This window comes from Pseudoalteromonas sp. S3785, from assembly GCF_005887365.1.
Classification (GTDB): Bacteria; Pseudomonadota; Gammaproteobacteria; order Enterobacterales; family Alteromonadaceae; genus Pseudoalteromonas.
This window is the reverse complement of the sequence record NZ_PNCT01000081.1, coordinates 1-26,794: the sequence shown is the minus strand read 5'-3', so window position 1 is coordinate 26,794 and position 26,794 is coordinate 1. Positions and strand designations below refer to the sequence as shown.

22 protein-coding genes are annotated in these 26,794 nt (G+C 39.8%); 12 read left to right on the top strand and 10 right to left on the bottom strand.

Features of this window, described 5'->3' with window-relative positions:
• Positions 1-136: 136 nt before the first annotated feature.
• From lpdA to ampD, 6 genes are all read right to left on the bottom strand, one after another.
• Positions 137-1,564, bottom strand: coding sequence for a dihydrolipoyl dehydrogenase (gene lpdA, locus CWC17_RS17255; protein WP_055018841.1), 1,428 nt, complete (start codon positions 1,562-1,564; stop codon positions 137-139).
• Between the two features lie 175 nt (positions 1,565-1,739).
• The gene (aceF, locus tag CWC17_RS17250; RefSeq protein WP_138614277.1) at positions 1,740-3,644 is read right to left on the bottom strand and encodes a pyruvate dehydrogenase complex dihydrolipoyllysine-residue acetyltransferase; all 1,905 of its coding nucleotides are present in this window, start codon (positions 3,642-3,644) and stop codon (positions 1,740-1,742) included.
• Positions 3,645-3,654: 10 nt separating this feature from the next.
• The gene (aceE, locus tag CWC17_RS17245) at positions 3,655-6,321 is read right to left on the bottom strand and encodes a pyruvate dehydrogenase (acetyl-transferring), homodimeric type (RefSeq protein WP_138579879.1); all 2,667 of its coding nucleotides are present in this window, start codon (positions 6,319-6,321) and stop codon (positions 3,655-3,657) included.
• A gap of 91 nt (positions 6,322-6,412) precedes the next feature.
• The gene (pdhR, locus tag CWC17_RS17240; RefSeq protein ID WP_004588597.1) at positions 6,413-7,162 is read right to left on the bottom strand and encodes a pyruvate dehydrogenase complex transcriptional repressor PdhR; all 750 of its coding nucleotides are present in this window, start codon (positions 7,160-7,162) and stop codon (positions 6,413-6,415) included.
• Between the two features lie 404 nt (positions 7,163-7,566).
• Positions 7,567-8,418 (bottom strand): beta-lactamase regulator AmpE, encoded by an 852-nt coding sequence (ampE, locus tag CWC17_RS17235; protein WP_138614275.1) that lies wholly within the window; start codon positions 8,416-8,418, stop codon positions 7,567-7,569.
• A gap of 13 nt (positions 8,419-8,431) precedes the next feature.
• Positions 8,432-8,986, bottom strand: a complete 555-nt coding sequence (ampD, locus tag CWC17_RS17230) for a 1,6-anhydro-N-acetylmuramyl-L-alanine amidase AmpD (protein WP_138614273.1) — start codon at positions 8,984-8,986, stop codon at positions 8,432-8,434.
• A 218-nt stretch (positions 8,987-9,204) separates the two neighbouring features.
• Here ampD and nadC point away from each other — a divergent pair, with 218 nt between their 5' ends.
• The 8 genes from nadC to yacG all read left to right on the top strand — a co-directional run bounded on the left by nadC (position 9,205) and on the right by yacG (position 17,879).
• Positions 9,205-10,050 carry a carboxylating nicotinate-nucleotide diphosphorylase gene (gene nadC / locus CWC17_RS17225; protein WP_138614271.1) on the top strand — a complete coding sequence of 282 codons (846 nt, stop codon included), beginning with the start codon at positions 9,205-9,207 and terminating at the stop codon, positions 10,048-10,050.
• A 474-nt stretch (positions 10,051-10,524) separates the two neighbouring features.
• Positions 10,525-10,959: a pilin gene (locus tag CWC17_RS17220; RefSeq protein WP_055020452.1), complete on the top strand. Its 435-nt coding sequence runs from the start codon at positions 10,525-10,527 to the stop codon at positions 10,957-10,959.
• Between the two features lie 59 nt (positions 10,960-11,018).
• Positions 11,019-12,935: a sulfatase-like hydrolase/transferase gene (locus tag CWC17_RS17215; protein ID WP_138614269.1), complete on the top strand. Its 1,917-nt coding sequence runs from the start codon at positions 11,019-11,021 to the stop codon at positions 12,933-12,935.
• A complete protein-coding gene (locus tag CWC17_RS17210; protein ID WP_138614267.1) occupies positions 12,935-14,161 on the top strand; it encodes a type II secretion system F family protein in 1,227 nt (408 codons plus the stop codon). Before CWC17_RS17215 ends, CWC17_RS17210 begins: the two co-directional genes overlap by 1 nt.
• Before the next feature lie 87 nt (positions 14,162-14,248).
• Positions 14,249-15,151, top strand: a complete 903-nt coding sequence (locus tag CWC17_RS17205) for a prepilin peptidase (protein ID WP_138614265.1) — start codon at positions 14,249-14,251, stop codon at positions 15,149-15,151.
• A 1-nt stretch (position 15,152) separates the two neighbouring features.
• Positions 15,153-15,773, top strand: coding sequence for a dephospho-CoA kinase (coaE, locus tag CWC17_RS17200; protein WP_138614263.1), 621 nt, complete (start codon positions 15,153-15,155; stop codon positions 15,771-15,773).
• A gap of 146 nt (positions 15,774-15,919) precedes the next feature.
• Positions 15,920-17,596, top strand: coding sequence for a type IV-A pilus assembly ATPase PilB (gene pilB, locus CWC17_RS17195; RefSeq protein ID WP_055018831.1), 1,677 nt, complete (start codon positions 15,920-15,922; stop codon positions 17,594-17,596).
• Positions 17,597-17,648: 52 nt separating this feature from the next.
• A complete protein-coding gene (yacG, locus tag CWC17_RS17190; RefSeq protein WP_024031401.1) occupies positions 17,649-17,879 on the top strand; it encodes a DNA gyrase inhibitor YacG in 231 nt (76 codons plus the stop codon).
• Positions 17,880-18,114: 235 nt separating this feature from the next.
• Here the strand turns inward: yacG and CWC17_RS17185 are convergent, their stop codons facing one another.
• Both CWC17_RS17185 and CWC17_RS17180 read right to left on the bottom strand, forming a co-directional pair.
• A complete protein-coding gene (locus CWC17_RS17185) occupies positions 18,115-18,882 on the bottom strand; it encodes a haloacid dehalogenase type II (RefSeq protein WP_138541968.1) in 768 nt (255 codons plus the stop codon).
• Positions 18,882-19,532 (bottom strand): peroxiredoxin-like family protein, encoded by a 651-nt coding sequence (locus CWC17_RS17180; protein ID WP_138614261.1) that lies wholly within the window; start codon positions 19,530-19,532, stop codon positions 18,882-18,884. Before CWC17_RS17180 ends, CWC17_RS17185 begins: the two co-directional genes overlap by 1 nt.
• 119 nt (positions 19,533-19,651) lie before the next feature.
• Here CWC17_RS17180 and CWC17_RS17175 point away from each other — a divergent pair, with 119 nt between their 5' ends.
• Positions 19,652-20,539 (top strand): LysR family transcriptional regulator, encoded by an 888-nt coding sequence (locus CWC17_RS17175; RefSeq protein ID WP_138614259.1) that lies wholly within the window; start codon positions 19,652-19,654, stop codon positions 20,537-20,539.
• Here CWC17_RS17175 and CWC17_RS17170 read toward each other — a convergent pair.
• Complete coding sequence (locus tag CWC17_RS17170) at positions 20,519-21,034, bottom strand: DUF2937 family protein (RefSeq protein WP_138614257.1); 516 nt, start codon at positions 21,032-21,034, stop codon at positions 20,519-20,521. The two genes, CWC17_RS17175 and CWC17_RS17170, sit on opposite strands and share 21 nt — an antisense overlap.
• Before the next feature lie 119 nt (positions 21,035-21,153).
• On the opposite strand from CWC17_RS17170, the gene CWC17_RS17165 reads away from it, so the two are divergent.
• From CWC17_RS17165 to CWC17_RS17155, 3 genes are read left to right on the top strand one after another with little or no spacing between them, the layout of a single operon-like run.
• Positions 21,154-21,729: an RNA polymerase sigma factor gene (locus CWC17_RS17165; RefSeq protein ID WP_138614255.1), complete on the top strand. Its 576-nt coding sequence runs from the start codon at positions 21,154-21,156 to the stop codon at positions 21,727-21,729.
• Positions 21,726-22,802, top strand: a complete 1,077-nt coding sequence (locus CWC17_RS17160; protein WP_138614253.1) for a FecR family protein — start codon at positions 21,726-21,728, stop codon at positions 22,800-22,802. Before CWC17_RS17165 ends, CWC17_RS17160 begins: the two co-directional genes overlap by 4 nt.
• An 8-nt stretch (positions 22,803-22,810) precedes the next feature.
• Entirely contained in the window at positions 22,811-25,846 is a 3,036-nt protein-coding gene (locus tag CWC17_RS17155) for a TonB-dependent receptor plug domain-containing protein (RefSeq protein WP_138614251.1), read from the top strand.
• 82 nt (positions 25,847-25,928) lie between these two features.
• Here the strand turns inward: CWC17_RS17155 and CWC17_RS17150 are convergent, their stop codons facing one another.
• Complete coding sequence (locus tag CWC17_RS17150; protein ID WP_138614249.1) at positions 25,929-26,318, bottom strand: ExbD/TolR family protein; 390 nt, start codon at positions 26,316-26,318, stop codon at positions 25,929-25,931.
• Positions 26,319-26,794 lie beyond the last annotated feature (476 nt).

The window sequence follows — 26,794 nt, the reverse complement described above, 5'->3', positions numbered from 1 at the left end:
TCAGCTATCAGCTATCAGCTCAAAATAAAAAACCAAACTAACTGACGCTAGTTTTATTTAATCTATTTTTAATAGCTGCTATAAAAACAAAACCCAGCAAAAGCTGGGTTTTTAAAAACTAAATTAAAAAGTTAAATTACTTCTTCTTTTTAACCGCTTTTTTGTTTGGTAAATCAGTGATTGAACCTTCAAAAATCTCAGCTGCAAGGCCAATTGACTCGTTCAATGTTGGATGAGCATGAATAGTAAGCGCTAAATCTTCACCGTCTGCGCCCATTTCAACTGCTAAGCCGATTTCGCCAAGCATTTCGCCTGCGTTAATACCCACCATAGCACCACCAATTACACGGCCACTGTCTTTATCAAAGATAAGCTTAGTAGAACCTTCAGTACGAGCTGATGCAATTGCACGACCTGATGCTGCCCACGGGAATACCGCAGTTTCAATGCTTAAGCCTTGCTCTTTTGCTTCTTTCTCAGTCACACCAACCCACGCGATTTCTGGATCAGTGTAGGCAATTGAAGGAATACATTTAGGATCGAAGAAGTGCTTCTGACCAGAGATAACCTCTGCTGCAACATGGCCTTCGTGTACCGCTTTATGCGCAAGCATAGGTTGGCCAACTAAATCACCAATTGCAAAAATATGGTCTACGTTAGTACGTAATTGCTTATCAACATTAATAAAGCCACGCTCATCAACATTAACACCTGCTTTATCAGCATCAAGTAAGTTACCGTTAGGCGTACGGCCTACTGCAACAAGTACTTTGTCGTAACGTACTGGCTCAGCTGGTGCGTTTTTGCCTTCAAAAGTAACGTATAAGCCATCATCTTTCGCTTCGACGCCAACAACTTTAGTAGAAAGCATAACATTGAATTTTTTGCTTACGTATTTTTGGTAAATCTTGATGATATCTTTATCAGCAGCCGGTACTAACTGATCTGCAAATTCAACTACATCAATATCAGAACCTAGTGCGCGGTAAACTGTACCCATTTCAAGACCAATGATACCACCACCTAAAACAAGTAGTTTCTCTGGTACGTCTTTAAGCTCTAATGCGCCAGTTGAATCAATTACACGGTCATCTTCAGGGATGAACGGTAAGCTAACAGGTTTAGAACCCGCAGCAATGATTGCGTTATCAAATGTAATAGTTGTAGTGCCGTCAGCACCTTCAACGTCTAAAGTGTTACTACCAGTGAATTTACCGTAACCTGGTACAACTTTAACTTTACGCATCTTAGCCATGCCGTCTAAGCCACCAGTAAGCTGGCCAACAACCGACTCTTTCCAAGAGCGAATTTTGTCTAAATCAATTTGCGGAGCGCCAAAAGTAACACCGTGAGATGACATTTCTGCAGCGTCATCAATCACTTTAGCCACGTGTAAAAGTGCTTTTGAAGGAATACAACCAACATTAAGACATACGCCGCCTAATGTTTCACGCGATTCTACCAATGTAACTTCTAAGCCCAAGTCAGCAGCACGGAAAGCCGCAGAGTAACCACCAGGACCACCGCCTAGTACAACAACTTGAGTTTTTAATTCGTTGCTCATGCTATTACCTTAATTGTTTGAACGGGACACTGCCCTAAAATTTAACTGCCATGTTTCTGCATGGGCAGAAAATCAGAGCAATTCACAAATAGTGCAAAGATTGTATCATTGCATATAGTAAAAATCCCAGCTAAAAACAACTGGCTGGGATTTGATTTTGTTCATATTGTAGCGATTACATCACTAATTGACGAATATCACTCATGTAGCTAGCAAGCGTTGCGGTAAAGCGTGCAGCTAGCGCACCGTCAATCACACGGTGATCGTACGACATAGACAGCGGAACCATTAGTTTTGGCTCAAACTCTTTACCATTCCACTTAGGTTTCATTTCAGATTTAGATACACCTAAAATTGCCACCTCTGGTGCATTAACAATCGGCGTAAATGCCGTACCGCCAATACCGCCTAAGCTTGAAATAGTAAAACAGCCACCTTGCATGTCAGATGAGGTTAACTTACCTTCACGCGCCTTTTTAGAAACATCCATTAGCTCGCGAGATAATTCCATAATGCCTTTTTTGTCCACATCTTTAAACACTGGAACAACTAAGCCATTAGGCGTATCTACCGCAACACCAATATTAATGTATTTCTTAAGAATTAAGCTTTCGCCATCCTCAGACAGTGATGAGTTAAATGTTGGGAATTCAGCAAGTACTTTTGCCGCTGCTTTCATCACAAACACAAGTGGTGTGATTTTAACACCCAGTTTTTTCTTCTCGCTAAGTACATTTTGCTCTTTACGGAATACTTCAAGGCTTGTGATATCAGCTTCGTCAAACTGTGTAACATGGGGGATTTGCACCCAGTTACGGTGTAAGTTTTTACCCGATAGCTTTTGAATGCGTGATAGTTTTTTCTCTTCGATTTCGCCAAATTTAGCAAAATCTACTTTTGGCCAAGGAATTAAACCAAGCTCACTACCGCCTGCATTGCCTTTACCAGCTGGTAATTGGCCTGATTCAACTTGCTTAACTAAGTTTTTAACATAGTTTTGCACGTCTTCTTTAACTACACGGTTTTTACGGCCTGAGCCTTTAACGTTTGCTAAGTTAATACCAAATTCACGCGCTAAGCGACGAACAACTGGCGATGCATGGGCATATGCGCTGTTGTTTTCAAAGCTTTCATTGCTTGCTTTCTCAGCTTTAGGAGCTGGCGCAGACTCTGCTTTTGCAGGTGCGGCAGCTGGCTTTTGCTCAGCAGGTGCTGAAGCCTGTGCAGGAGCACTACCCGCCACTTCAAATACAAACACAAGAGAGCCAGTTTTAACTTTGTCGCCAGTGGTTACTTTAATTTCTTTAACAGTGCCTGCAAACGGCGCAGGTACTTCCATTGCCGCTTTGTCGCCTTCAACGTTTAAGATAGATTGCTCTTCTTCAACCGTATCGCCAACAGCAACCATAATTTCAGTTACTTCAACTTCATCATCGCCAATATCAGGCACGTTTACTTCTTTTGTGCTTGGCTGTGTGCTTTGAGCAGCTTCTGCTGGTGCAGATTCTTGCTTAGGTGCATCTGATGCAGGAGCACTTGAACCGGCAACTTCAAAAACAAACACTAAAGAGCCTGTTTTTACTTTGTCGCCTTCGGTTACCTTAATCTCTTTTACTGTACCAGCAAAAGGTGCTGGTACTTCCATAGATGCTTTATCGCCTTCAACACTTAAAATTGACTGCTCTTCATCTACGCTGTCACCAACAGCAACCATGATTTCTGTTACTTCAACTTCGTCGTCACCAATATCTGGTACGGTTACTTCTTTAGTTGAAGAACCTGAAGCTTCTGCGGGTGCAGATGCCTCAGTTTTAGCTGGCGCTTCTGGCTCACTTTGTGAACCTGACTCTTCGCCTTCAAAGATCATGATTAACGAACCGGTAGTGACCGTGTCGCCTTCACTTACTTTAATTTCTTTTACTGTACCTGCTTGCGCAGCAGGTACTTCCATTGATGCTTTATCGCCTTCAACGGTAAGTAAAGATTGATCAACATCTACTTTGTCGCCAACGCTTACTAAAATTTCGGTTACTTCTACGTCATCGCCACCGATATCTGGTACATTAATTTCAATACTCATTGCAAACCTCTTATGCGTACAGTGGATTTAGTTTGTTTGTGTCAATGTCGAACTTTTTAATTGCTTCAACAACCACTGACTTTTCAACATCACCGCGTTTAGCAAGTTCAGATAACGTAGCAACAACCACGTAGCTTGCATTAACTTCAAAGTGACGACGTAAGTTTTCACGGCTATCAGAACGTCCGTAACCATCTGTACCAAGCACTTTATAGTTGCTGCTTGGAATAAATGAACGCGCTTGCTCTGCGTAGTTTTTCATGTAGTCGGTAGCGGCAACAGTTACTGAGTCGTTTAATACGCTCGTAATGTACGGTGTTTTTTGCTCGCTTTCTGGGTTAAGCATGTTGAAACGCTCAACGTCTTGACCATCACGGGTAAGCTCATTGAATGAAGTTACTGAGTAAACATCTGAGGCAATACCGTACTCTTCGCTTAGAATAGCTGCCGCTTTGCGTACTTCAGTCATGATAGTACCTGAGCTTAATAGCTGTACGTTGGCTTTTTTACCTTCGTAGCTTTCTAGCTTGTAAATACCTTTACGAATACCTTCTTCAGCGCCTTCTGGCATAGCTGGTTGATGGTAGTTTTCGTTCATAAGCGTTAGGTAGTAGTAAATATTTTCTTGGTTTTCACCGTACATACGACGAATACCGTCTTGAATAATTACCGCTACTTCAAATGCGTATGTTGGGTCGTAAGAAATACAGTTAGGAACCGTATTTGCAAGAATGTGGCTGTGGCCATCTTCGTGCTGTAGACCTTCACCATTAAGCGTAGTTCGGCCAGCCGTAGCACCTAATAAGAAACCGCGTGCTTGTTGGTCACCCGCCATCCATGCCATGTCGCCAACACGTTGGAAACCAAACATAGAGTAGTAAATGTAGAATGGGATCATAGGTAAATCGTTCGTGCTGTAAGATGTTGCAGCAGCTACCCATGACGACATTGCACCTAGCTCGTTAATACCTTCTTGAAGTACTTGGCCTGATGTTGCTTCTTTGTAGTAAGAAACAATATCACGGTCTTGAGGGGTGTAGTTTTGGCCATGTGGATTGTAAATACCGATTTGACGGAATAAACCTTCCATACCAAATGTACGTGCTTCATCAGCAATAATTGGCACAATGTTTTTACCAATGCCTTTGTCTTTAAGTAACACGTTAAGTGCACGTACAAAGCCCATTGTGGTAGAAATATCACGCTTTTGCTCTTCAAGTAGCGGCTTAAACGCGTCTACTTCTGGCAGTTTTAGCTCTTCAGTAAACTTAGGAATACGTGTAGGTGTGTAACCTTTCAGTGCTTCACGGCGTGCGTGTAAGTACTTGTATTCTTCTGAGCCTTCTTCAAGCGTTAAGTATGGAAGATCTTTAATTTGCTCTTCTGATACTAAATCTTGTAGGCCTAAACGGTCACGTAAGTGTTCAACATGGCTCATGTCCATTTTCTTCACTTGGTGCGCAATGTTTTTACCTTCAGCTGCTTCACCCATGCCGTAACCTTTCACAGTTTTAGCAAGAATTACAGTTGGACGGTCATTTGTTTGCTCAGCCTTTTTAAATGCAGCATAAAGTTTAGATGGCTCATGACCACCACGCTTAAGCGCAAAAATTTCGTCATCCGTCATATCAGCAACAAGTGCAGCTGTTTCTGGGTAACGACCAAAGAAGTGCTCACGTACGTACGCGCCATCTTTTGCTTTGTATGTTTGGTAATCACCGTCAATTGTTTCGTTCATCAATTGTAGTAATTTACCCGATGTATCTTTCGCTAGCAGAATATCCCATCCGCTACCCCATACAACTTTAATTACGTTCCAACCAGCGCCTTTAAATAGGCCTTCTAGTTCTTGAATAATTTTACCGTTACCCATAACTGGGCCATCTAAACGCTGTAAGTTACAGTTAATCAGGTAACATAGGTTGTCTAGCTTTTCACGTGCAGCGAAAGAAATTGCGCCGCGTGATTCTGGCTCATCCATTTCACCATCACCCAAAAACGCGTATACACGTTGGTTTTTAGTGTCTTTTAAGCCACGGCCATCTAGGTATTTTAAAAAGCGCGCTTGGTAAATAGACGCAATTGGACCTAAGCCCATAGATACCGTTGGGAACTGCCAAAATTCAGGCATTAATTTAGGATGTGGGTATGAAGGAAGGCCTTTGCCATCTACTTCTTGACGGAAGTTATCAAGCTGTTCAGCTGTTAAACGACCTTCAACAAATGCGCGTGCATAAATACCCGGAGAAATATGGCCTTGGTAGTAAACTAAGTCACCGCCGTCTACCTCATTTGGCGCTTTAAAAAAGTGATTAAAACACACTTCGTAAAACGCAGCTGATGATTGGTAAGACGCCATATGGCCGCCTAAGTCGAGATCTTTTTTCGATGCACGTAATACAATCATGATTGCATTCCAACGAATAATCGAACGAATACGACGCTCAAGGTTTACATCCCCTGGGTAAGCCGGTTCTTGATCTACTGGAATAGTATTAACGTAGTTAGTTGTTGTGCCAGTTGGCATATCAACGCCGTCTAAACGGGCTTGCTCTAACACTTGCTCAAGTAAAAACTGAGCTCGTTCAACACCTTCTTCGCGCACAACTGATTCAAGAGCTTGTAACCACTCTTGTGTTTCTAGCGCGTCTACGTCAATTTTATTGACTTCAGACATATGGAGGTTTCCTTATGTTTAAAATACGAATGTTGTTAATTTAATACCACGTATACCTAATTTAGTGTGTTCATAAGTACAGCGTATTAGCTTAATTTTGTTTTGTGCGTCTTAAACTACGTTCAATTCGCGAATGCTCTTTACCCGCTTCAAGTAATGCTTCTTCAATAAAGGCTAAATGGGCATTACTGGCTAAACGGGCTTGTTCTGGATTGCCCTCAATTACGGCATCCATTAATAAGCGCCTATGCTGGGCTAATTGATTGCTAATATCTGGTTTTTTTAATAAAACCGTTAAGTTTTGCAATACATTTTGTTCCAGTAGCGCTTGCATGCCTCGCACTAAGTGAAGTAAAACCACGTTGTGTGAGGCTTCGGCTACACTAAAGTGAAACGCATTAATTGCTTTGGCTTTTAGCTGTAAATCGTTATTAACTTGGGCGATTTTATCAAAGCTTTGTTTAACCTTGGTAAAATCGGTGCTGGTACCACGAAGCGCAGCATAATAAGCCGCGATCCCTTCAAGCGCATGACGAAATTCAAGTAAATCAAACTGTGATTCAGGATGCTTACTGATCAAATCAAATAGCGGATCAGTGAGCCCCTCTTCAAGCTGGTTCTTTACAAACGTGCCACCGCCCTGCCTACGAGTAACTAAACCTTTTGCTTCTAGCTTTTGGATGGCTTCGCGTAGTGAGGGGCGAGACACCTCAAACTGTTTTGCTAGTTCGCGCTCTGGCGGCAGTTTTTCACCTGGCGCTAATGAGCCCTCAAGAATCATGTTCTCAAGTTGCTGTAAAATAACATCAGATAATTTTGCTGCTTTAATCTTTAAAGACATTAATCAACGTCCACGTTGCATAAATACTAAAAAGCCTAATTTTTAAGGCCTAGAGCTTGACGATTTACCCAAAAGGTAAATTGGTCATACCAAAAATTTTCAATAAGGTATCAAAAAGGCAAATAACTGTCAATTTACGGTTTATTTGAGCAATTAAGCTAGCGTAACGCATTTTGAACGAAGTTCAAAACAGTACAAAATTGTGGATGTTTTGTGCAAACGTTAACAGGATGAAAACAAATGGTCTGACCAGAATAAATTAGAATATTCACTCTATTTGAATTTATTGAAGAAATTAGTTTTTGAGTCAAAAAGGTGGGAGCGGCAGGTTAACCCCGCGACCAATTATCTTGCCGCGATACTCACCATAAGCGCGGCGTTCATTGCGCGATATAAAATCGCGACTACGATAAACCGCCAAATAAAGTAAGCAGTGCAATCAGCACTAAATAAAAGAGCACATTGCGTTTAACGAGCTTAATCATACAGGTAGCTTCAACGGCACATCCATAATAACGCTGTTCTACTTGTTCGGCGGCAAGGGCTGTACATGTAACTACTTTTCGGTTTGATGTTTTAAAATCCAGCACATAATCCAACCAACAACTTGTGCCTTTATTAAAGTTACCAATAACTAAGTAGCCAAAGCTTGCAACACGTGCAGGTAGCCAATCTAGCCAAAATAATAATTTATGCAGCAACTTAAAGCGATTAGCAAACACCACTTTGTGGTTTTCTTTTACTAAATCGGCAAGTGTACGTACTATTGCATACAATACTGCTCCTGGGGCGCCAAGCACAACAAACCAAAAAATTACGGCGCAGTAAAACCTAAAATTGATCCACGCTAAGGTTTGCCCAAATGTTTCTCCGCCTTCCTCATCCTCTAAGTGTTTTTGTCCCATTTGGAGTGCGTATAATGAAGCAGCGGTTTTATCATCTCGCGTTAATGCATTTAAGTACGACTTATATAAAGCCCGGTGCTTAGCACAACCAAAGCACACTAATAAAACCACAACATTTATAGCTAATTGCCACAGTACAAAGTCAGAAAGAACATATATAAGCGCCACAGCCACTACCGGCAACACTAGCCAAATTAAAAAGCCAATTGCCGAGCCAAACAATCCATTTTCATTAAGTAATTTACCCGAACGGTTTAAATAACCATTAGCGTAATAGCTAATTTGCCAGTACTGAGAGCGAGCCCCTAAGCGCTCAAGTATTAGTGCAATAATTATAGAAACTAAAATCATGATGGCGACCCACTTAATTTGTTTGATCTAGCCTGCCTATATAAGCAGACCAATTAAAACTTTCCCCGGGGTCGGTTTTTCGCCCAGGTGCTATATCGCAATGCCCTACTATACGCTTTGTGGTAATAAGCGGGTAGCGAATCATAATAGCCTTTGTCAGGTTATGTAAGCTTGTGTACTGCGCCTGAGTATAAGGTGTGGTATCTGTGCCCTCAAGCTCAATACCTATACTAAAATTATTACACGCACTTTGCCCAGCATACTCAGACTGCCCAGCATGCCATGCGCGTTTATTAAATGGCACATATTGAATAATCTCGCCTGTACGTTTTATAAAACAGTGCGCCGAGACTCTAAGCCCATTTAAATCACAAAAGGTGGGGTGCGCATTACAATCAATCTCACCCATAAACAGGGCATCAACGTGTTCGGTGCCAAATTGCCCAGCCGGCAGGGAAATATTATGAATAACCAACAGCGAAATATCGGTATTTTTAGGGCGCTCATCAAAATGCGTACTGGGCCGCAGTGTTATATTAGCGACAACGCCGCTTGAATCTATTTGCATTATTTTAAAACCACGGTATACATAAGCTTGATGCTAAAGGATTTAAATACAGAATGATAGCCATTACGGTTAGTCAACATGTAACCGCTTAGCAAAGCGGCTTTTAGCGGGTGTGCTCTATATGCAGGTGTAATAGCCTCACTTATTTAAAAGCGCTTCTCTTAGCTATTTAAACATAGTAAAATTTGCTTAATTTATTAACACTTATGAGCCTTCATATGTCAATTTCGCACTCGCTTATTACTCAACTTGTTACCCTCGCCTTAGATGAAGATCTAAATTATCAAACTGCGCAAGATGGTGATATAACCGCGCAACTTATCCCGCAAAATGAGCACGCAAATGCCAAAGTGATTACCCGTGAAGATTGCGTTTTTTGTGGTAAAGACATAATTATAGAAGTGTTTAAACAGGTAGATCCAAGCGTTGAAATTAACGTACTTGTAAATGATGGCGACTTTGTACCAGCAAATAGCACCTTATTTACCGCTAAAGGCGCTGCCCGCGCTATTTTAACAGCCGAACGTACCGCGCTTAACTTTGTACAAACGCTTTCGGGTACCGCAACAACCACTGCAAATTATGTAAAAGAGCTTAGCGGCACCACAACCCAACTGCTCGATACCCGTAAAACAATACCCGGGCTCAGGCTACTTCAAAAATACGCTGTTAAATGCGGCGGCGGTGCAAATCACCGTATAGGCCTATTCGACGCGTTTTTAATTAAAGAAAACCACATAGCAGCGTGTGGCGGTATTGATAAAGCAGTCGCACAAGCCAAGCAAAACCACCCTACAAAACCAGTAGAAGTAGAAGTAGAGTCGTTACATGAACTTGAGCAAGCCATTAATGCAGGTGCCGATATAATCATGCTCGATAACTTTAGTGTGGAACAAATTCAACAAGCTGTTGTCATTACTAATAAGCGCGCTAAATTAGAGGTTTCTGGCAATATGACGCTAGAAACAGTTAAAACTTACTCACAAGCAGGTGTCGACTTTATATCAAGCGGCGCTCTAACAAAAAATTTACAATCAATCGATTTATCGATGCGTTTTGTATAAAGGCACAGCAATAACTTTGTCATATTAGTTCTAATTAATTGACAAAACGCATGAAAAGACTTTTAATAATCCAAAAGGCTTACTTTGTAACATTTTGTTAAATAAAGTATCCTTTTTAGAAAATTTTGTGTGTTTTAAGCATAAAAAAAATGTTAGACTAACCCTGTTGTATTACTTCTTTGAAAAATATAGTAATAAGTAACTGCTTTTTGTTTTAATCTTAAAAAAATACCTAAAAGATTAAAACAAATGGTCAGTATGTTTCCTATATTTAGTCTACTTTGTGTTTAGGTAGCCTACGCAAGTTGCAACATAATGAACTCACATTTAGCTTTTGTGTTTCATACCTAAGGCTAAAAGTACGTGAAAATTTATTTTTAAGTAAATCTGTAAAGTTAATCAGGTAAATTAAGTTTGGCACTTTCGCCACTAACCTGACTATCTTACAAAACATTATCCTTTAGGAGAGGAAACATGAAAACAATGACTCAAAAACAACAGGGTTTCACCCTAATTGAATTAATGATTGTTGTAGCAATCATCGGTATTCTTGCTGCAGTGGCATTGCCTGCTTATCAAGATTACACAAAACGTGCTCATGTTAGTGAGGGTATGAATCTAGCAGCCTCAGCTAAAGGGGCTGTTACTGAGTATTATGTATCTGAGGGGGCTATGCCTTCTTCAAATTCAGATGCAGGTTTACCAACAAGCACTACCATGACTGGTAATGCAGTTAAATCTGTTGCTATCAGCGGGGCAGGTAATATAACAGTAACTTTCACTAGCAAAGTTACAGACGGCGCAACTCTAGTTTTAGTCCCTACTGTACCATCTGGTGGTGGGACTATTACGTGGACTTGTGATACTGGCACAGTTGATGATAAATACCTTCCTGCTAACTGTCGTTAATATATTAGCGCAGTATTGATTTTCAGTACTGCGCTACACGCCTCTTTAATTCCCTGCTTATGCTTAAAAATATTTTAGTTTCCTTTTGCATTTTTTTACTATTCGTCTATTTTTGGTTTATAAATATTCCTTCTTTTAACTTCAAAGGAGCTAATGTTGGTTCAAAATTAGAAGTTGGATTGTACAACTACCAATTTTTAGCTGAAGCAACTTTTTTTTTAATAGGTATTATCTTATCTGTTATTCTCTTTGCTTTGTTAAACCATGTTTTATCAACAAATTTGAAAAGCTTAAGTAAGCAGGCTCTCTCTAAATCAGTTTGCCTGTTTATTTCATGGGCGCTGTCTTTATCGTTATTGTTGGGCATAACAAGCTACCTTTACCCTGAGCTTTTTTTTAGCCATGAAGCTTGGAAATCAAAAATATTTTTGCTTAGCTGTTCTTTTATAGTCATTATTATTATAGTCGCTTCATTTTGGCTAAAAGAAAACCGTTTGAACATCACTGTTCTGTTCATACCCTTTATAATACCAAACCTTACACCAGATTTTCGCCTTAGTGGTACATCAGAACAGACAAGAGCAAATAAGAATGTATTTATCATCGGTATAGATTCACTTAACACTAGTGTAATTAGTAAAAGACACACACCGTTTATTTTCAATTTCATAGATAGTGGAGTTCACCTACCAAATAGTTATACTCATATTGCTAGAACCTTTCCTTCGTGGATGACTATTTTAACAGGAAATTATCCAATTACGAATAAAGCTAGATTTAACCTTACCGACTTCGGTATTTTAGATACAAAAAAAAGCCTACCTTACTATTTAAAAAAGGCGGGTTATTATAACTACTTCTCACTGGATGAAAGACGCTTCAGTCATATAGACCACCGCTTATTTTTTGATAAAACCATAGGCCCTCCAGCTACAATAGGTGAGTTTGTATTCTCTAAGTTACTAGATATTCCATTACTTGTAGTTACCTCTGACTTAACTTTTTTCAATTTCTTAATGCCCCAAATCCATAATAATAGGGCTGCATGGCAAACCTACTCTCCACTAAAATACAATAAAAAGCTTAAAAGAAGTATAGAGTTGAATAATTCACCTATTTTTGTAGCCTCTCACTTTACTTTACCTCATTGGCCTTACAAGAGTAGTCACAATACAACTAATGAAAAGGGCTTATATGAAAAATACCTCGAAAGTGTTGAATCTGCTGATAGTCAAATAGAAAATTATTTTCATTTTCTCCGTCATAATGGACTATTAGATAACTCTATCGTATTTATTTTAAGCGACCATGGTGAAAGCTTTGCTAGAGATGAGGATATGCCTGATAACTCTGAAGAAATCGTAAACCTTGCGGGGCATGGTACTTCCATCGTCTCTCAGCAGCAATTTAATGTGTTAATAAGCTTCAAAGAGTATATAAATGGTAAGGAGGTCAAACATGAAAGTATTAATAAGAGTTTTAGATACGCTCTTTCTGATATAACGCCAACTATTTTAGATATACTAGGGTTAGAGTCACAAGCAGCTTTCGATGGAAAAAGTATATTTAAAGTAAAAACAGAAAGACCCCTACCAATTGAAAGTTCATTAAAACCAACATTTAACAAGTCTGGTAACATTAGTGTTTCGGGGACAGTTGCTCAAAATGCAAACTTATTTGAAATAAGCGACATGGGCCAACTAATAATCAAAACTGAACTACTTCCTATACTAATAAAAGAAAAGCAACGAGGGGTAATATATGGTAAATGGCAACTCTCAATTTACCCTGAACTAAACGATGCTACTTTTATTACAAATTTAGAAACTAACACATTATTTAACTCAGAAATGTTTGATGAGCCAGCTTTAAAACAACTACTACTTTCAAAATTGTGTGAGTTATATTCACCGGAAGTAAAGCAAAGCCATATTAGACCTTGTTTCAACAATTTAAACTTTATGGAAATTAAATAATGTCCAAGCAAGTTGATAAAAAAAGTTTAGACACTTTTCAATGGGTAGGAGTAAGCGCTCGCGGCAAACGTATGGAGGGTGAACTAACCGGTAATAGTATTGCTTTAGTTAAGGCTCAACTACGTAAACAAGGCATTACACCTTCGAAGGTTAAGCGCAAACCTAAACCGCTTTTTGGTTCGCGCCTGCAAAAAATCACACCAAAAGATATTGCTTTAGTTACACGCCAAATAGCAACCATGTTAATGGCCGGCGTACCACTCATCCAAGCTATTGAAATGATTGGTACTGGGTCTACTAACAAAAGTGTAGCCAAGTTAATGGAGACCATCGGTGATGAAGTAAAAGCAGGCCAACCATTATCTCAAGCTTTAAGAAAACACCCTCGTTACTTTGATGATTTGTATTGTGATTTAGTGGCATCGGGCGAACAATCAGGGGCGCTAGATAAAATATTTGACCGTGTTGCTTTATACAAAGAAAAATCAGAAGCGCTTAAATCAAAAATAAAAAAAGCCATGTTTTACCCTATCGCGGTTTTAGTGGTTGCCCTTATAGTTACCTCAATACTGCTTATATTTGTAGTACCACAGTTTCAAGATATATTTAATGGCTTTGGCGCACAACTGCCTGCATTCACCTTATTTGTTATTGGCATCTCTGAGTTTATGCAAGAATATTGGTGGGTGATGTTAATAGCCATTGTTGGCTTTGGCTTTGCTTTTAAAGAAGCTAAGCTCAGAAGTTTAAAACTTAGAGATGCAACCGATCGCGCTATATTGAAGCTCCCTGTAATTGGCATGATTTTAAATAAAGCAGCTGTTGCCCGTTATGCCCGTACGCTTTCGACCACATTTGCGGCAGGTGTACCATTGGTTGATGCATTAGATTCTGCAGCAGGTGCTTCAGGTAATGCTGTTTACCGCTATGCTATTTTAGATATTAAAGCAGAGGTGAGCTCGGGTAACCAAATGAACTGGGCGATGCGTAATGCTAAAATATTTCCTGATATGGTGATTCAAATGGTAGCTATTGGTGAAGAGTCTGGCTCGCTTGATGGTATGCTTGCCAAAGTAGCGACTATTTATGAACAAGAGGTGGATGATGCAGTAGATGGATTATCTAGCTTATTAGAGCCGCTTATTATGGCCGTACTAGGTGTGCTTGTAGGTGGCTTAATTGTTGCCATGTACTTGCCAATTTTCCAGTTAGGCTCTGTAATTTAAAGCATAGCTGTAAGCAAAATTGTAAACGCTAATTAATAGCTTGCGAAATAAAATTGGCTTATAAATGGCCTGAAGTTAGGTATTTTAATGGAAAATCTTTTTCTTGATGTAACCACCGCGATGCAAAGCCAGCTGTGGTTTTATTTTTTAACTGTGGGCTTAGTAAGCCTGTGTATTGGTAGTTTTTTAAATGTAGTTATTTACCGGCTGCCACTGATGATGCAGCGTGAATGGCAAAGTGAATGCCGATTATTATTAGAAGATGAACTCACAACTAAGCCTTCAAAGGCTAAGCCCAACGAGCCATTTAATTTAGTAAAGCCTAACTCTACCTGCCCTAAATGCAAAACGGCGATTAAGCCTTGGCAAAATATTCCAATTATTAGTTGGATTGTGCTTAAAGGTAAATGCGCTAATTGCAGTAACCCAATATCAGCGCGCTACCCGATAGTTGAAGCCATTACCGCACTATTAAGTTTAGTTGTTGCCTACCGCTTTGGTGCTACAGAGCAGGCCCTTTTATATATTTTTGTTACTTGGATTTTAGTGGCGCTCACCTTTATTGATATTGACCACATGTTACTGCCCGATCAGTTAACCCTGCCCTTAGTATGGCTTGCGCTTATAGCCGCTGTAATGGGCGTAACAATAAGCCCGAGTGATGCGATAACCGGGGCCGCCTGTGGCTATTTAAGCCTGTGGAGTGTGTTTTGGCTATTTAAGCTATTAACCGGCAAGGAAGGCATGGGCTATGGCGATTTTAAGTTACTGGCCGTGTTTGGCGCACTGCTAGGGTGGCAGTCGCTATTAACCATTATTTTGCTTTCAAGCGTGGTGGGCGCCATTATTGGTATTGCCCTTTTAAGTATACAAGGTAAAGACAAAGCAACCCCTATCCCATTTGGCCCCTACTTAGCCATAGCGGGTTGGATAACACTTTTGTGGGGCGCTCAAATTCAAGCGGCCTATTTTAATTTAATTGGTTATTAGTATGAATAAGCCATCAACTAAAATAAACAATTGGGTATTGGGTTTAACAGGCGGTATTGGCTGCGGTAAAACGGCTGTTAGTAATATGTTTGAAGAACTAGGTATTTGCGTTGTTGATGCCGATATTATTGCCCGCCAAGTGGTAGCGCCTAATAGCATAGGGCTAAACGCTATTGCTGAACACTTTGGTGAGAGTATTTTACTACCCGATGGCACATTAAACAGAGCAGTGCTGCGCACTAAAATATTTACCAACAATGATGATAAAGAGTGGCTTAATGCTCTATTGCACCCACTTATTCGAGAGAGAATACTAACCGATTTAAATAATGCAACCAGTGCCTATGTTGTATTAGTTGCACCATTACTGTTTGAAAATAAACTTAACACATACTGCAACCGTACTTTATTAATTGATGTACCACTGCCTGTACAGATTGAACGTACGGTAAAGCGAGACAATATTAGCCTTGAGCAAGTAAATAGCATTATAGCATCGCAAATGTCGCGTGAAGAAAAACAACAAAAAGCCGATGATATCCTTAATAATGACCGCGATTTATCGCTTGTTCATGCAGAACTTGTTGTTCTTCATAAAAATTACCTACACTATGCGGTATAAAATACAACTAATGCCCCTTAATGCGGTCATAACAACATAAACTCGTAATTTGGTTAGCAAAAAAGGTGTTGATAAACTTGACGAATTTAATCACCTGCTTTTTTCTGATAAATTGTTAACTATTGAAGGACTAAAATAGGTGCGCAATGAATATTAACTCACCGTTATTGAGAAAATTTATAACGCTTGGCCGCATTGATGCCGATACCGTAAAAGCAAAGCAGCAAGAGTTTGCCTCAACCGCTGAGCTTATATCTAAATGTGGAAAAATTGACAGCAACGACTTAGCTGAACAGTGTATAGACCTATTCCGTGTACCGTATTTTGATTTAAAAGACTTCGACCCTGCACAAATCCCAGAAGACTTAGTTAAAGAAAAGCTAATACGTAAACACCACATTTTACCGCTGGTTCAAAAAGGCAGAAAAGTATACATTGCCGCCTCCGATCCGACTGACTACGGCGCCTTTGAAAACTTTGAATTTAGCACCGGCTTATCGTGCGAAATAGTCGTGGTTGATTACATTCAACTGGATAATAAAATTGAGCAACTTCTTGATGCCGCAGGCAGCTTAGATTTAAGCGCTGATGAATTTAAAGAATTTGCCGACTTAGATAGTGAAAGCCCTAAAGAGACCACACCTAAAGATGATGATAAAGACGATGCGCCAATCATTGTTTATATCAATAAAATATTAATGGATGCCATTAAAAAAGGCGCCTCCGATTTACACTTTGAACCTTACGAGCATAAATACCGTATTCGCTTTCGTATTGATGGTATTTTGCATGAAGTTGCCAACCCCCCTAATACTTTAGCAAGCAAGCTATCGGCGCGTATCAAAGTAATGTCGCGCCTTGATATTGCAGAAAAACGTAAACCACAAGATGGCCGTATTAAATTAAAGATTACCGAGCGAAAAAGCATCGATTTTCGTGTAAGTACTATGCCTACGTTATGGGGCGAAAAAATAGTAATGCGTATCCTTGATTCATCAAGCGCTATGCTAGGTATTGACGTATTAGGTTACGAGGAGGATCAAAAAAAGCTCTACATGGATGCGCTTGGGCAACCACAAGGTATGATACTTGTAACCGGCCCTACCGGCTCAGGTAAAACAGTATCGCTTTATACCGGTTTAAATATACTTAACCAACCAGAGCGAAACATTAGTACCGCCGAGGATCCGGTAGAAATAAACCTTGAAGGGGTTAACCAAGTACAAATAAACCCCAAGGCCGAGATGACCTTTGCCAACGCCTTGCGTGCATTTTTACGTCAAGATCCAGATGTGGTAATGGTTGGTGAAATACGTGACCTAGAAACCGCAGAAATTTCAATTAAAGCGGCGCAAACAGGTCACTTAGTGTTATCAACACTGCATACCAACTCAGCGCCCGAAACCATAACGCGTTTATTAAATATGGGCGTGCCTGCGTATAACGTGGCAAGCTCAATAAGTTTGATTATTGCCCAGCGATTAGCTCGGCGTTTATGCCCTAAATGTAAAACCCCTGAAACACTGCCAGCAGAAGAATTGGCTCGTCAAGGCTTTAGCACAGCACAAATTGAAGACATGACACTATACGCACCCAAAGGCTGCGAAAATTGCACCGATGGTTACAAAGGCCGTGTAGGTATTTACGAAGTAATGCAGATTACCCCTGAAATTGCACAAATTATTATGCGCGGTGGTAACTCGCTCGAAATAGCAGAGGTTTCACTGCAAGCTGGGTTTAATAACTTGCGATTATCGGGTTTACGCAAAGCTGCAGATGGTTTAACGTCTTTGGCTGAAATAAACCGCGTTACAAATATGTAGAGTTAGTAGCGTTAAGTACATGTGCTTAACGCGTAATTGTAGAGAGTAAAGTATGCCAACAATTGTTAACTGCCCAACCTGTAAGAATAAAGTTGAGTGGTCACAGCAAAGCCCCCATCGTCCTTTTTGTTCTAAGCGCTGTCAGCTTATAGACTTGGGTGAGTGGTCGTTTGAGAACAATAAAATATCAACGCCTATTACCTCGGCGAACCAAATTAGCCAAGATATGATTGAAGATATTGAAGAAATGATGGCTAAAAACGATGATGACTTTTTTAAATAAACCTTTTTCATTTTCTTAAACAACAAAAGCCAGCATTAAGCTGGCTTTTTGATATGTTGGATAAAGAATATAGTTATACCAATCCGCAATAATATCTAATCATTTTGCGGGGCTAAACGTGTCGCTATCTGCGTTAAAAAATTCTCATTTAGAACAACTAAATAGCGAATTTTTTGCCTTGCTATCAACACGTTTTTCTATCCTCAAAATAGATCACTTACTATGCGGATTGGTATTATTTAAGTAGAGCCGCTAATTCATGTAAATCTTTCACAACATGGTCTGGTTTTTTAGCCAGCGGGTAAAGTGTTTTACCTGGGCGGGCGATAAAGGTTGTTTGTAAGCCGGCTTCTTTCGCACCTGCTACATCCCAACCGTGCGCTGCTACCATCATTGCCTCATTTGCTTTTACATTTAATTTAGTTAACACCCACTCGTAGGCACGTAAGTCTGGTTTATATATTTTAATATCTTCAATGCTGTAGCGCTCATCAAAGTACGACATTAATCCAGCGCTCTCAAACTGGGCTTTAACACCTTTGTTTGATGAATTTGTCAGACTTACTAACTTATAGCCCTGAGCTTTGAGTTTTGCCAGTCCTTCTTTCACATCTTTGTGAGGCGGTAGGGTTAAAAGCGGAGTAACAATGGCTGTTTTAGCTTGTTCATTTGTAATGGCTATATTGTTATTTTTAGCAACCATGCGCAGCGATGCAACGCCAATTTGTCCAAAGTCGTGATAACTGCCACTTACGGTATCCACCAGTGAGTGATGCAACATAGTCGAAAACCAAAGCGGTAATAAATCTTCACGCCCGCCAAGGGCTTTACCAATAGAGGTGCGCATTGAGGTTAAATCAAGGAGTGTTTCATTTACATCAAAAATAAGCACTTTAGGCTTTACTTGCGATTGTGGCTCCTCAGCTATAGCGCTACCAGAGGCTAAGCTAGTACCAACGAGTAACGATAGGGTAAGGGTTTTTAACGATTTTAGAATAGACATTAGTATTGCTCCAATTCAAGGGCGGCCATTACATCAATAGGCTCTGCACGTAGGGTATAGTCTTCGTTTAAAAAGGCATAAGTGATTATGCCTTTTTGGTTAATTACATATGTGGCGGGCAAGGGTAACTTATAGCTTTTGTCGCCGTAGTATTTTTCAAAATCAATGCCAAATTGGCTATAAAGTGCTTGAATGCGCTTATCTAATGTAAACAGCAAACCAAATTGCTCAGCTACCTTATTATTAATATCTGAAAGTACGTTAAATTCGAGGTCATTTTTTTGCGCGGTAGATAACGTTTCATCTGGCAATTGAGGAGATATAGCAATTAACTGTGCACTGTGCGTTTTAAATTGGGGTAGGTAATCATTAAGTGCTTTAAGTTCTAAATTACAATATGGGCACCAGTTACCCCGGTAAAAGCTAATTATTACCGGGCCTTTATTGAGTAAATCAGCTAATTCAACATACTCGTCGTTGTGATTTTGTAAGCTAAAGTTACTTATTTTAGCGCCTATCTGCAGTGCCTTATCTTTTATATGTTGAGCAATGAGCTCATTCGTTGTTTGCTCCATTAGAGCTAATACATCGCTAGGTAGCTTCGCTTCTTTTTGAACGTTATAGGCATCAATCTGTTTTTTCAAACTCATGGTTAAATCTCGAAAATAGCTTTAGGGAGATTATGAGTGTTCTATTAATTTAAATATATATTGCAAAACTGAAAGCTTCATTTGAAAATATTAAACATTAAAAACTGCTTAGCCTACGTATGTATAATTTAACTGACCTAGAAACATTTATTGCTGTGGTAGAAAACAAAGGGGTGCTGGCAGCAGCACGTGAGCAGCGCTTGTCACCAGCAACTGTGAGCCACAGATTAAGCAAGTTAGAGCGCGAGCTCTCAACCGTATTAGTGTTCAGAGACAGTCGGCGGGTAAGGTTATCACCTGCGGGTGAGCTATTTTATCATCGCGTAGGCGCTATTATAGAAGCCCTGCATGATGCAGAGCATAGCATTGGCGCACGTAGCTCGTCGGTGAGTGGGTTATTGCGTGTGACTATGCCTCCGTGGGTATTTTCAAAGTATGTTATGCCTAAGTTGACCGAGTTTGAAACACAATACCCAGCACTTAAGCTCGATTTTTTAATTACAGATCATTTTGTCAATGTAGTCGATGATGCGCAAGACGTGGCAATTAGAGTAGGGCAGTTAACCGATTCTGGCCTGCTTTCACGTAAGATTGTCAATAACTCACGTATTTTGTGTGCCGCGCCAAGTTACATAAAAAAGCATGGTATGCCCCATACATTAAGCGAATTAGCTGAGCACTATTGGGTGTGCTTACCCTGGCAAAGGCAGTTAAAACTGTATGATGAAAACAATAAAATACACACCTTTAATGCCAAAACACGCTTTACTATTTCTAATTCCGATAATATGACGCAGGCAGCACTTGCGGGACATGGCATAGCCATTAAATCCAAAATAGCCATTAATGATGAGCTAAGTGCCGGAAATTTAGTAGAGGTTATGCCCAATGCAATGGCACAAAGTGACGCTCCAGTGTGGTTTTTACGCCCTCAAAATAGCTTAACCACCCGTAAAACAGAGGTGTTTTACGAGTTCATGAAGTCTTTATTTGCCAGCTATGAATAAGCGATAATATCCTCGCTTAATAATAAACAAGGTTATAAAGCCAAAAAACTCAGCAAAAATAGCAATTATTATGGCGCTTGAAAGCGCTGCTATTATAGAGTCTTTTTTTAACACTATTTGCCCTTCAAAGCGTTGCCATACTTGCTTTTTAATGCTGCTAAAGCCACTGGTTAAGGTATATAAATAGGGTGATTGGTTAAAGTTATTAACTGCCGCTTGTAGGGATTGTTGTCGATCATAGAGGGTTTTGATATGGATAGCCCCTTTACCGACTACATCGTCTCCAATATTTTCATAGTGGGCAATTAGCTTGTTTAAATCGTTATTAAAGTAGTTTTTAGCATCTTTTCTAAACGGCGCTAATGCGTTATTTGCCTCAACAAAATGCGCCTGTAAAGCATGGCCGTAGTCACTCACAAAGGCGGGTATTTGTACCCCTAATAGTAAACCTGCCGCAAAAAAACTGAGCCTTATGTAATCTAATAATTTACTCATTTGGTCTCCTGTTTACTCAAATCCTACCTAAACAACGGCAAATTAACATTTGCGCTTGTTTTTATGCTAAAAACTCGTAATCTATCGGTAATAAAAACAACAATAGGCCTATGTTAAGGATGACTACCAAAGTAAATATGACATCAACGTTTGTTGATATCACTAAGCAATTAAAACGCTTTGTGTCGCGTATTGTACAGCCCGATGACGTAGATGACATTGTGCAAGAAACTTTTATTAAAAGCTACGAAGCTGATTTAAAACAAGATATTCAGTTTAGACGCAGCTACATGCTCAAAACTGCAAAGCACTTAGCACTTAATCATATAGCCAAATGGGACAATAAATTTAGTGACTCGTTAGAGCACGATGCAGAATTACCTCCGCTGCTAAAATCCTCACAACTTGAGGATGAATACACCTCAAAAGAGCGCTTTTTACTTTTTTGTAGAGCAACGGATCAATTAAATTCTTCTATCCGTAAATGTTTTATATTTAAAAAAGTGTACGGTATGAGCCAAAAAGAAATTGCCCAGCACATGCAACTATGTGAAAGCACCGTAGAAAAACACATAGCCAAAGGGTTGTTACAAACCATGTTGTACATGAAAGAACATGAACAAACTTATAACCAATCTGTGGCAAGTAATTCAGCTCGTAATTCGGCGCTGCCAATTGAGAGGGTGGCTAAATGAGCAACGTTCACCAATTTACCTCAAAAGATTTAATTTTAGAAAAAGCATGTGAATGGATAAGCGCCATTGACAGAGGCTTAAATAAAAATGAAAAAGAGCAGTTTAAGCTCTGGATGATGCAAAGCACCGCCCATCAAGATGCTGTATACGAGCTGGCCCAGCTGTGGGATGAACTGGCCGTATTAAACGAACTGAGTAGTTTGTTTCCACATAGAAATGCAAAACCGCAGAAAAATAAGTGGGCGTTTACTAGTGCCATTGCCGCAAGCTTATTTGCGGCATTAATGGTGTGCAGTTATTTATTAATTAGTCTTGAAAACGGCTACAACGCAGAGCAGGCCAAAATAAACTACACCAAAATTTATACAACCAAAGTAGGTGAACAAGCCACGTACGTTTTACCTGATGGCACAATTGTGCAACTAAACACCAATAGTTTACTCGAGGTAGCTTATAGCAAAGGGCGACGTCAGCTATTACTAAGTAAGGGGGAAGGGCGTTTTAATGTAGCAAAAGATCCAGCTCGACCCTTTAGTGTGATGGCTGGCGATAAAAGCTTTACGGCACTGGGTACTGTATTTAATGTACAGCGAAATACCTCGTCTGATTTAGAGCTTGTTGTAACCGAAGGCAAAGTGATGATCACCGACCCTAGTGTTGCAGTTAGTGCTGATGATTTTAAAGACTACCAACTGGCTGATAATAACGCTAAAAAAGTACGAAATATCAATGCTAATATTGTTATCTCCGGCGAAAAAGCAATTATTGAACAAAGCATTACCAAGCCTATTACCCAACTTTCTGTGGACGACGTACAACGTGATTTAGCGTGGCAGAACGGTATGTTAATTTTTAATGGTGAGTATTTAAGCGATGCCTTAAATGAAGTGAGCCGTTACACCTCTACACGATTTGAGCTGTCAAGCGCTGAGCTTGCCAACATAAAAGTAGCGGGTGTATTTAAAGCCGGAGATGTTGAGGGATTACTTGAGAGTTTGCAGACTAATTTTGCAATAGAGCATGAGCATTTAGGTGAGCATATGGTAAGCCTAAAACAGCAAACTAAATCATAAGAAATGTTATGCATATCAAACAAATGTTAGGTGAAGTTGCATTTTTAAATGTTATTGGTAAAAAAAAGTTTAAAAAAAAGATAAAAAACTATAGAGGAATTTTGTTTGTCAGCTGTTTATATAAATTGCGCAGTAACCAAACGCACCTACTTAGTGGTTTAAGTGTACTTGCTCCGGCTATTTTTAGCATGAGTGTGCAAGGGGCAACACAAATTACCCAGAAAATGGTGCAATTTGATATACAAGCGCAGCGAGCAGACAAAGCCTTAATAGAATTTGCTAAACAAACAGAGCAAACAGTGGTGTTTTCTTATGAGTTGGCAAAAAAATACCAAGCAAATTCGGTTTATGGTTTTTATACCCAACTAGATGCACTGCAAGCATTATTAGTAGGGACTGAGCTCGATGCGGTTGTCGATCAAAATGGTTTACTGAGTATAAAACTCAAACAAATCAATAGGAAAGATAACAACATGATGAAGCTTTCAGGGGTTAGTGCAGCTGTATTACCAGCATTGCTTGCAGCAAATTCACACGGTGTGAATGCAGCCGAGGACGTTGCACAAGAGAATATAGAAAAAATTGCTATTGTAGGTAGCCGTGTCGCAGGGCGCTCAGTAGAAGATTTACCCGTACCCGTTGATATTTTAAGTGCTGAAGCACTTGAAAACACAGGCCAAACCGAAGTTGGCCGTATGTTGCAATCTATTGCACCTTCATTTAACTTTTCAAGCTCGTCAATTAGTGACGGTACAGATGCCTTACGACCTGCAACACTGCGTGGCTTAGGGCCTGACCAAACATTAGTGCTGATTAATGGTAAGCGTCGTCATCAGGCAAGTATTATTCATATCAATACCTCAGTAGGACGTGGTACCGCAGGTACCGATATGAATGCTATTCCGGCCTCTGCTATTAAACGCATAGAAGTATTACGAGATGGCGCCGCAGCGCAATACGGCTCAGATGCAATTGCCGGTGTAATTAATATTGTACTCAAAGATGGCAGTGAAGACGGTAAAGCGGCCGTTAATTACGGCGAATATTCAGAAGGCGACGGCGAAACAGTAAACGTTGATTTTAATAAAGGGTTTGCCCTAGGTGATAGCGGCTACTTAAATGCAACGCTTAATTACCGCGACCGCGCGCCTACTAACCGCGCTGGCTTACATGGCTCATGTCAGTTTTATGGCTGTACCGAGCTGAGTGATGGTACTTTATTGGCTGGCGATCCACGTGAACTGACCGCCGATAGAGATACCTTCCGTATTGGCGATGCCGACTCACAACAATTTGGCTTAACGGTTAATACAGGGTATGAGTTAGGTGATGGCGAGCTGTATGGCTTTATTACGTATTCAACGCGCGATAACGAATCAGCGGCGTTTTTCCGCCACAATGCAAATGCAGGCGGTAACCCGGTATTACAAGATAACGATGCCACCATCCCGTTAGGTTTTTTACCTAAAATTAATACCACCATTGACGATATTTCTTATAACTTTGGTTACAAAACCGATTTTGATAACGACGCAAGCTTAGATGTATCGTACACATACGGTGAAAACAGCATTGATTACACAACCAGTGACACAATTAATGCCTCGTACGCTAACTTTTTACGTTACGAGCAAGGTTTAAGTGCCGCTGATATACGCAATACTATTCCGCGAGAAGCTTATGCTTATGGTATGGAGCTATCACTGCAAACCATTAATATAGATTTTACACAAAACTTTGATGACTATTCACTGGCGATGGGTGCAGAAATTCGTACTGATGAATACCGCATTTTAGAGGGCAGCGAATATGCGTACCGTGATTACGACACCCTTGATGGGGTAAGTATTTATAGTGGTTTAAGTGGCGGAGTGGGCTCAGAAGATGCCTCTGGTGGCACGCAAGGTTTTGGTGGTTCTTCACCTGCGTCATCGGTTGATGAGTCGCGCGATGTAATTTCGTTTTACCTTGATGCAGAAACTTACCTAATTGAAGATGTTATTTTATCAGGCGCACTGCGTTACGATAATTACAAAGGCTTTGGCGATACGGTAAACTTTAAGCTTGCCGGTAACTGGGCAATTACTGATGATGTGTCATTGCGTGGTGCATTAAGTTCAGGCTTTAGAGCACCGTCAATGCAGCAATTGTACTTTAACAACATTAGTACACAATTCGTTGTAGCGGAAGACGGCTCATTAGTTGCTGAGGAAGTAGGTACATTCAGAAACGACTCAACCCTTGCGCAAAGTTTAGGTATTCCAAAGCTTAAAGAAGAAAAATCGCAAAACCGCAGTTTAGGTATTGTTTACAATGTAACAGACAACATTAATGTTACTGTAGATTACTACTCAATTGATATTGACGACCGCATAGTAATTAGTAACCGTTTAGGCAAAGGGCTTTCTTCAAGCCTAGATGCGGCATTACTCAGCTCAGGCGCAGGTGCAGGGCAGTTTTTCTTAAATGGTGCCGATACCGAAACTTCGGGTATTGATTTTGTAGCGACTTGGAATACTGAAGGCTTAGGCGGCACACTTGATTTTACTTTAGCAGCTAACTTTACAGAAACTGAGGTTGTCTCGTTATTTACGCCTTCGGGTTCAGGCCTAGAAACAGTACCTGTTGAAGATGTATTCTCTGATCAAGAAATTTCAATTATTGAAGAGTGGCAACCAGAAGATCGCATTAATTTAAGTGCGCTTTATCAGCGTGGTGACTGGACAGTAAACCTTTCACTTAACCGCTTTGGTGAATACACAGTAGAGGATGGCGGTCGCCAAACTTACGGAGCAGAAATTTTAACTGACGTTAAAGTTAACTATTTTGTGACCGAAGATTTATCTGTCAATATTGGTGCAAACAACTTATTTGACGTATACCCAGATAAAAACACCATTGGTAACTCACGTTCGGGCACAATTGTAGATGCTAACGGTAATACAATTGTAAGCAGCGATGGTGTATTTGAATACTCTCGCCGTTCAGCACCATTTGGTTTTAACGGTGCATACTACTACGTAGGTGCAGAATACCGCTTTTAATAAATAACACTCCCTTATGTTATTTAAGTTCAAAGGGCCGTAAGGCCCTTTTTTTGGTCTACCAGCAATGTATATAACTACGTTATTCAGATATTAAGCTAATAGTGTAATCTTCATACTCTTTAATATTATCCATTACTCTCATTAATGTATTATGTTTACTGTTTTCGTGAGCCTTAATAAGTACAGCGCTTACTTTGTATTTAGCAGCAAACATAGCAAGATTGTTGGTAATTTGTTCTAAATCTATTAACCTGCCAGAAAAATACACCGCATTATGTTCATCAATACTAAAAGTAGCGCTTTTAGTTTGTTTATTGATGGTGGGTTTATCAAGTGGTCGTTGTATTTCAATGGCTATAGGTTTAATAAATGATGTAGTTACAATAAAAAATATCAATAAAATGAATACGATATCTAACATTGGTGTCATATCTACATCTGCATTATTTTGAGCTGTTTTATTTTTCATATTGGACCTTATGTTAATTAAATGCTGCGGCGCCACAGCAAGGCATTAGGTACCTATTACTAAAACTAGCACAGTAAAAATAGTGTGTGGTTAAATAAATATTCTATTAAAGTTAATTATTTGTATTGTTAATGTGTTTTTTAGGAGGGGATGGGCTAATAGTTGCTTCAACAAGGTCATAATAAGTAGAAGCCGAGTAAGGGGTCGTGTTTTGCTCACTACATGACTTATATTTGAATAGTCAATAATAAACCCAGCTAAAAAGCTGGGTTGTAATTTAAGCTATTATACCAATCCGCAATAATATTTAATCATTTTCAGGGGCTAAACGTGCCGCTATCTGCGTTAAAAAATTCTCATGTAGAACAACTAAATAGCGAATTTTTTGCCTTGCTATCAAGATGTTTATCCATCCTCAAAATAGACCACATAATTATCCGAATTGGTATTAAATGTTTTACACATTGTTGATAGTC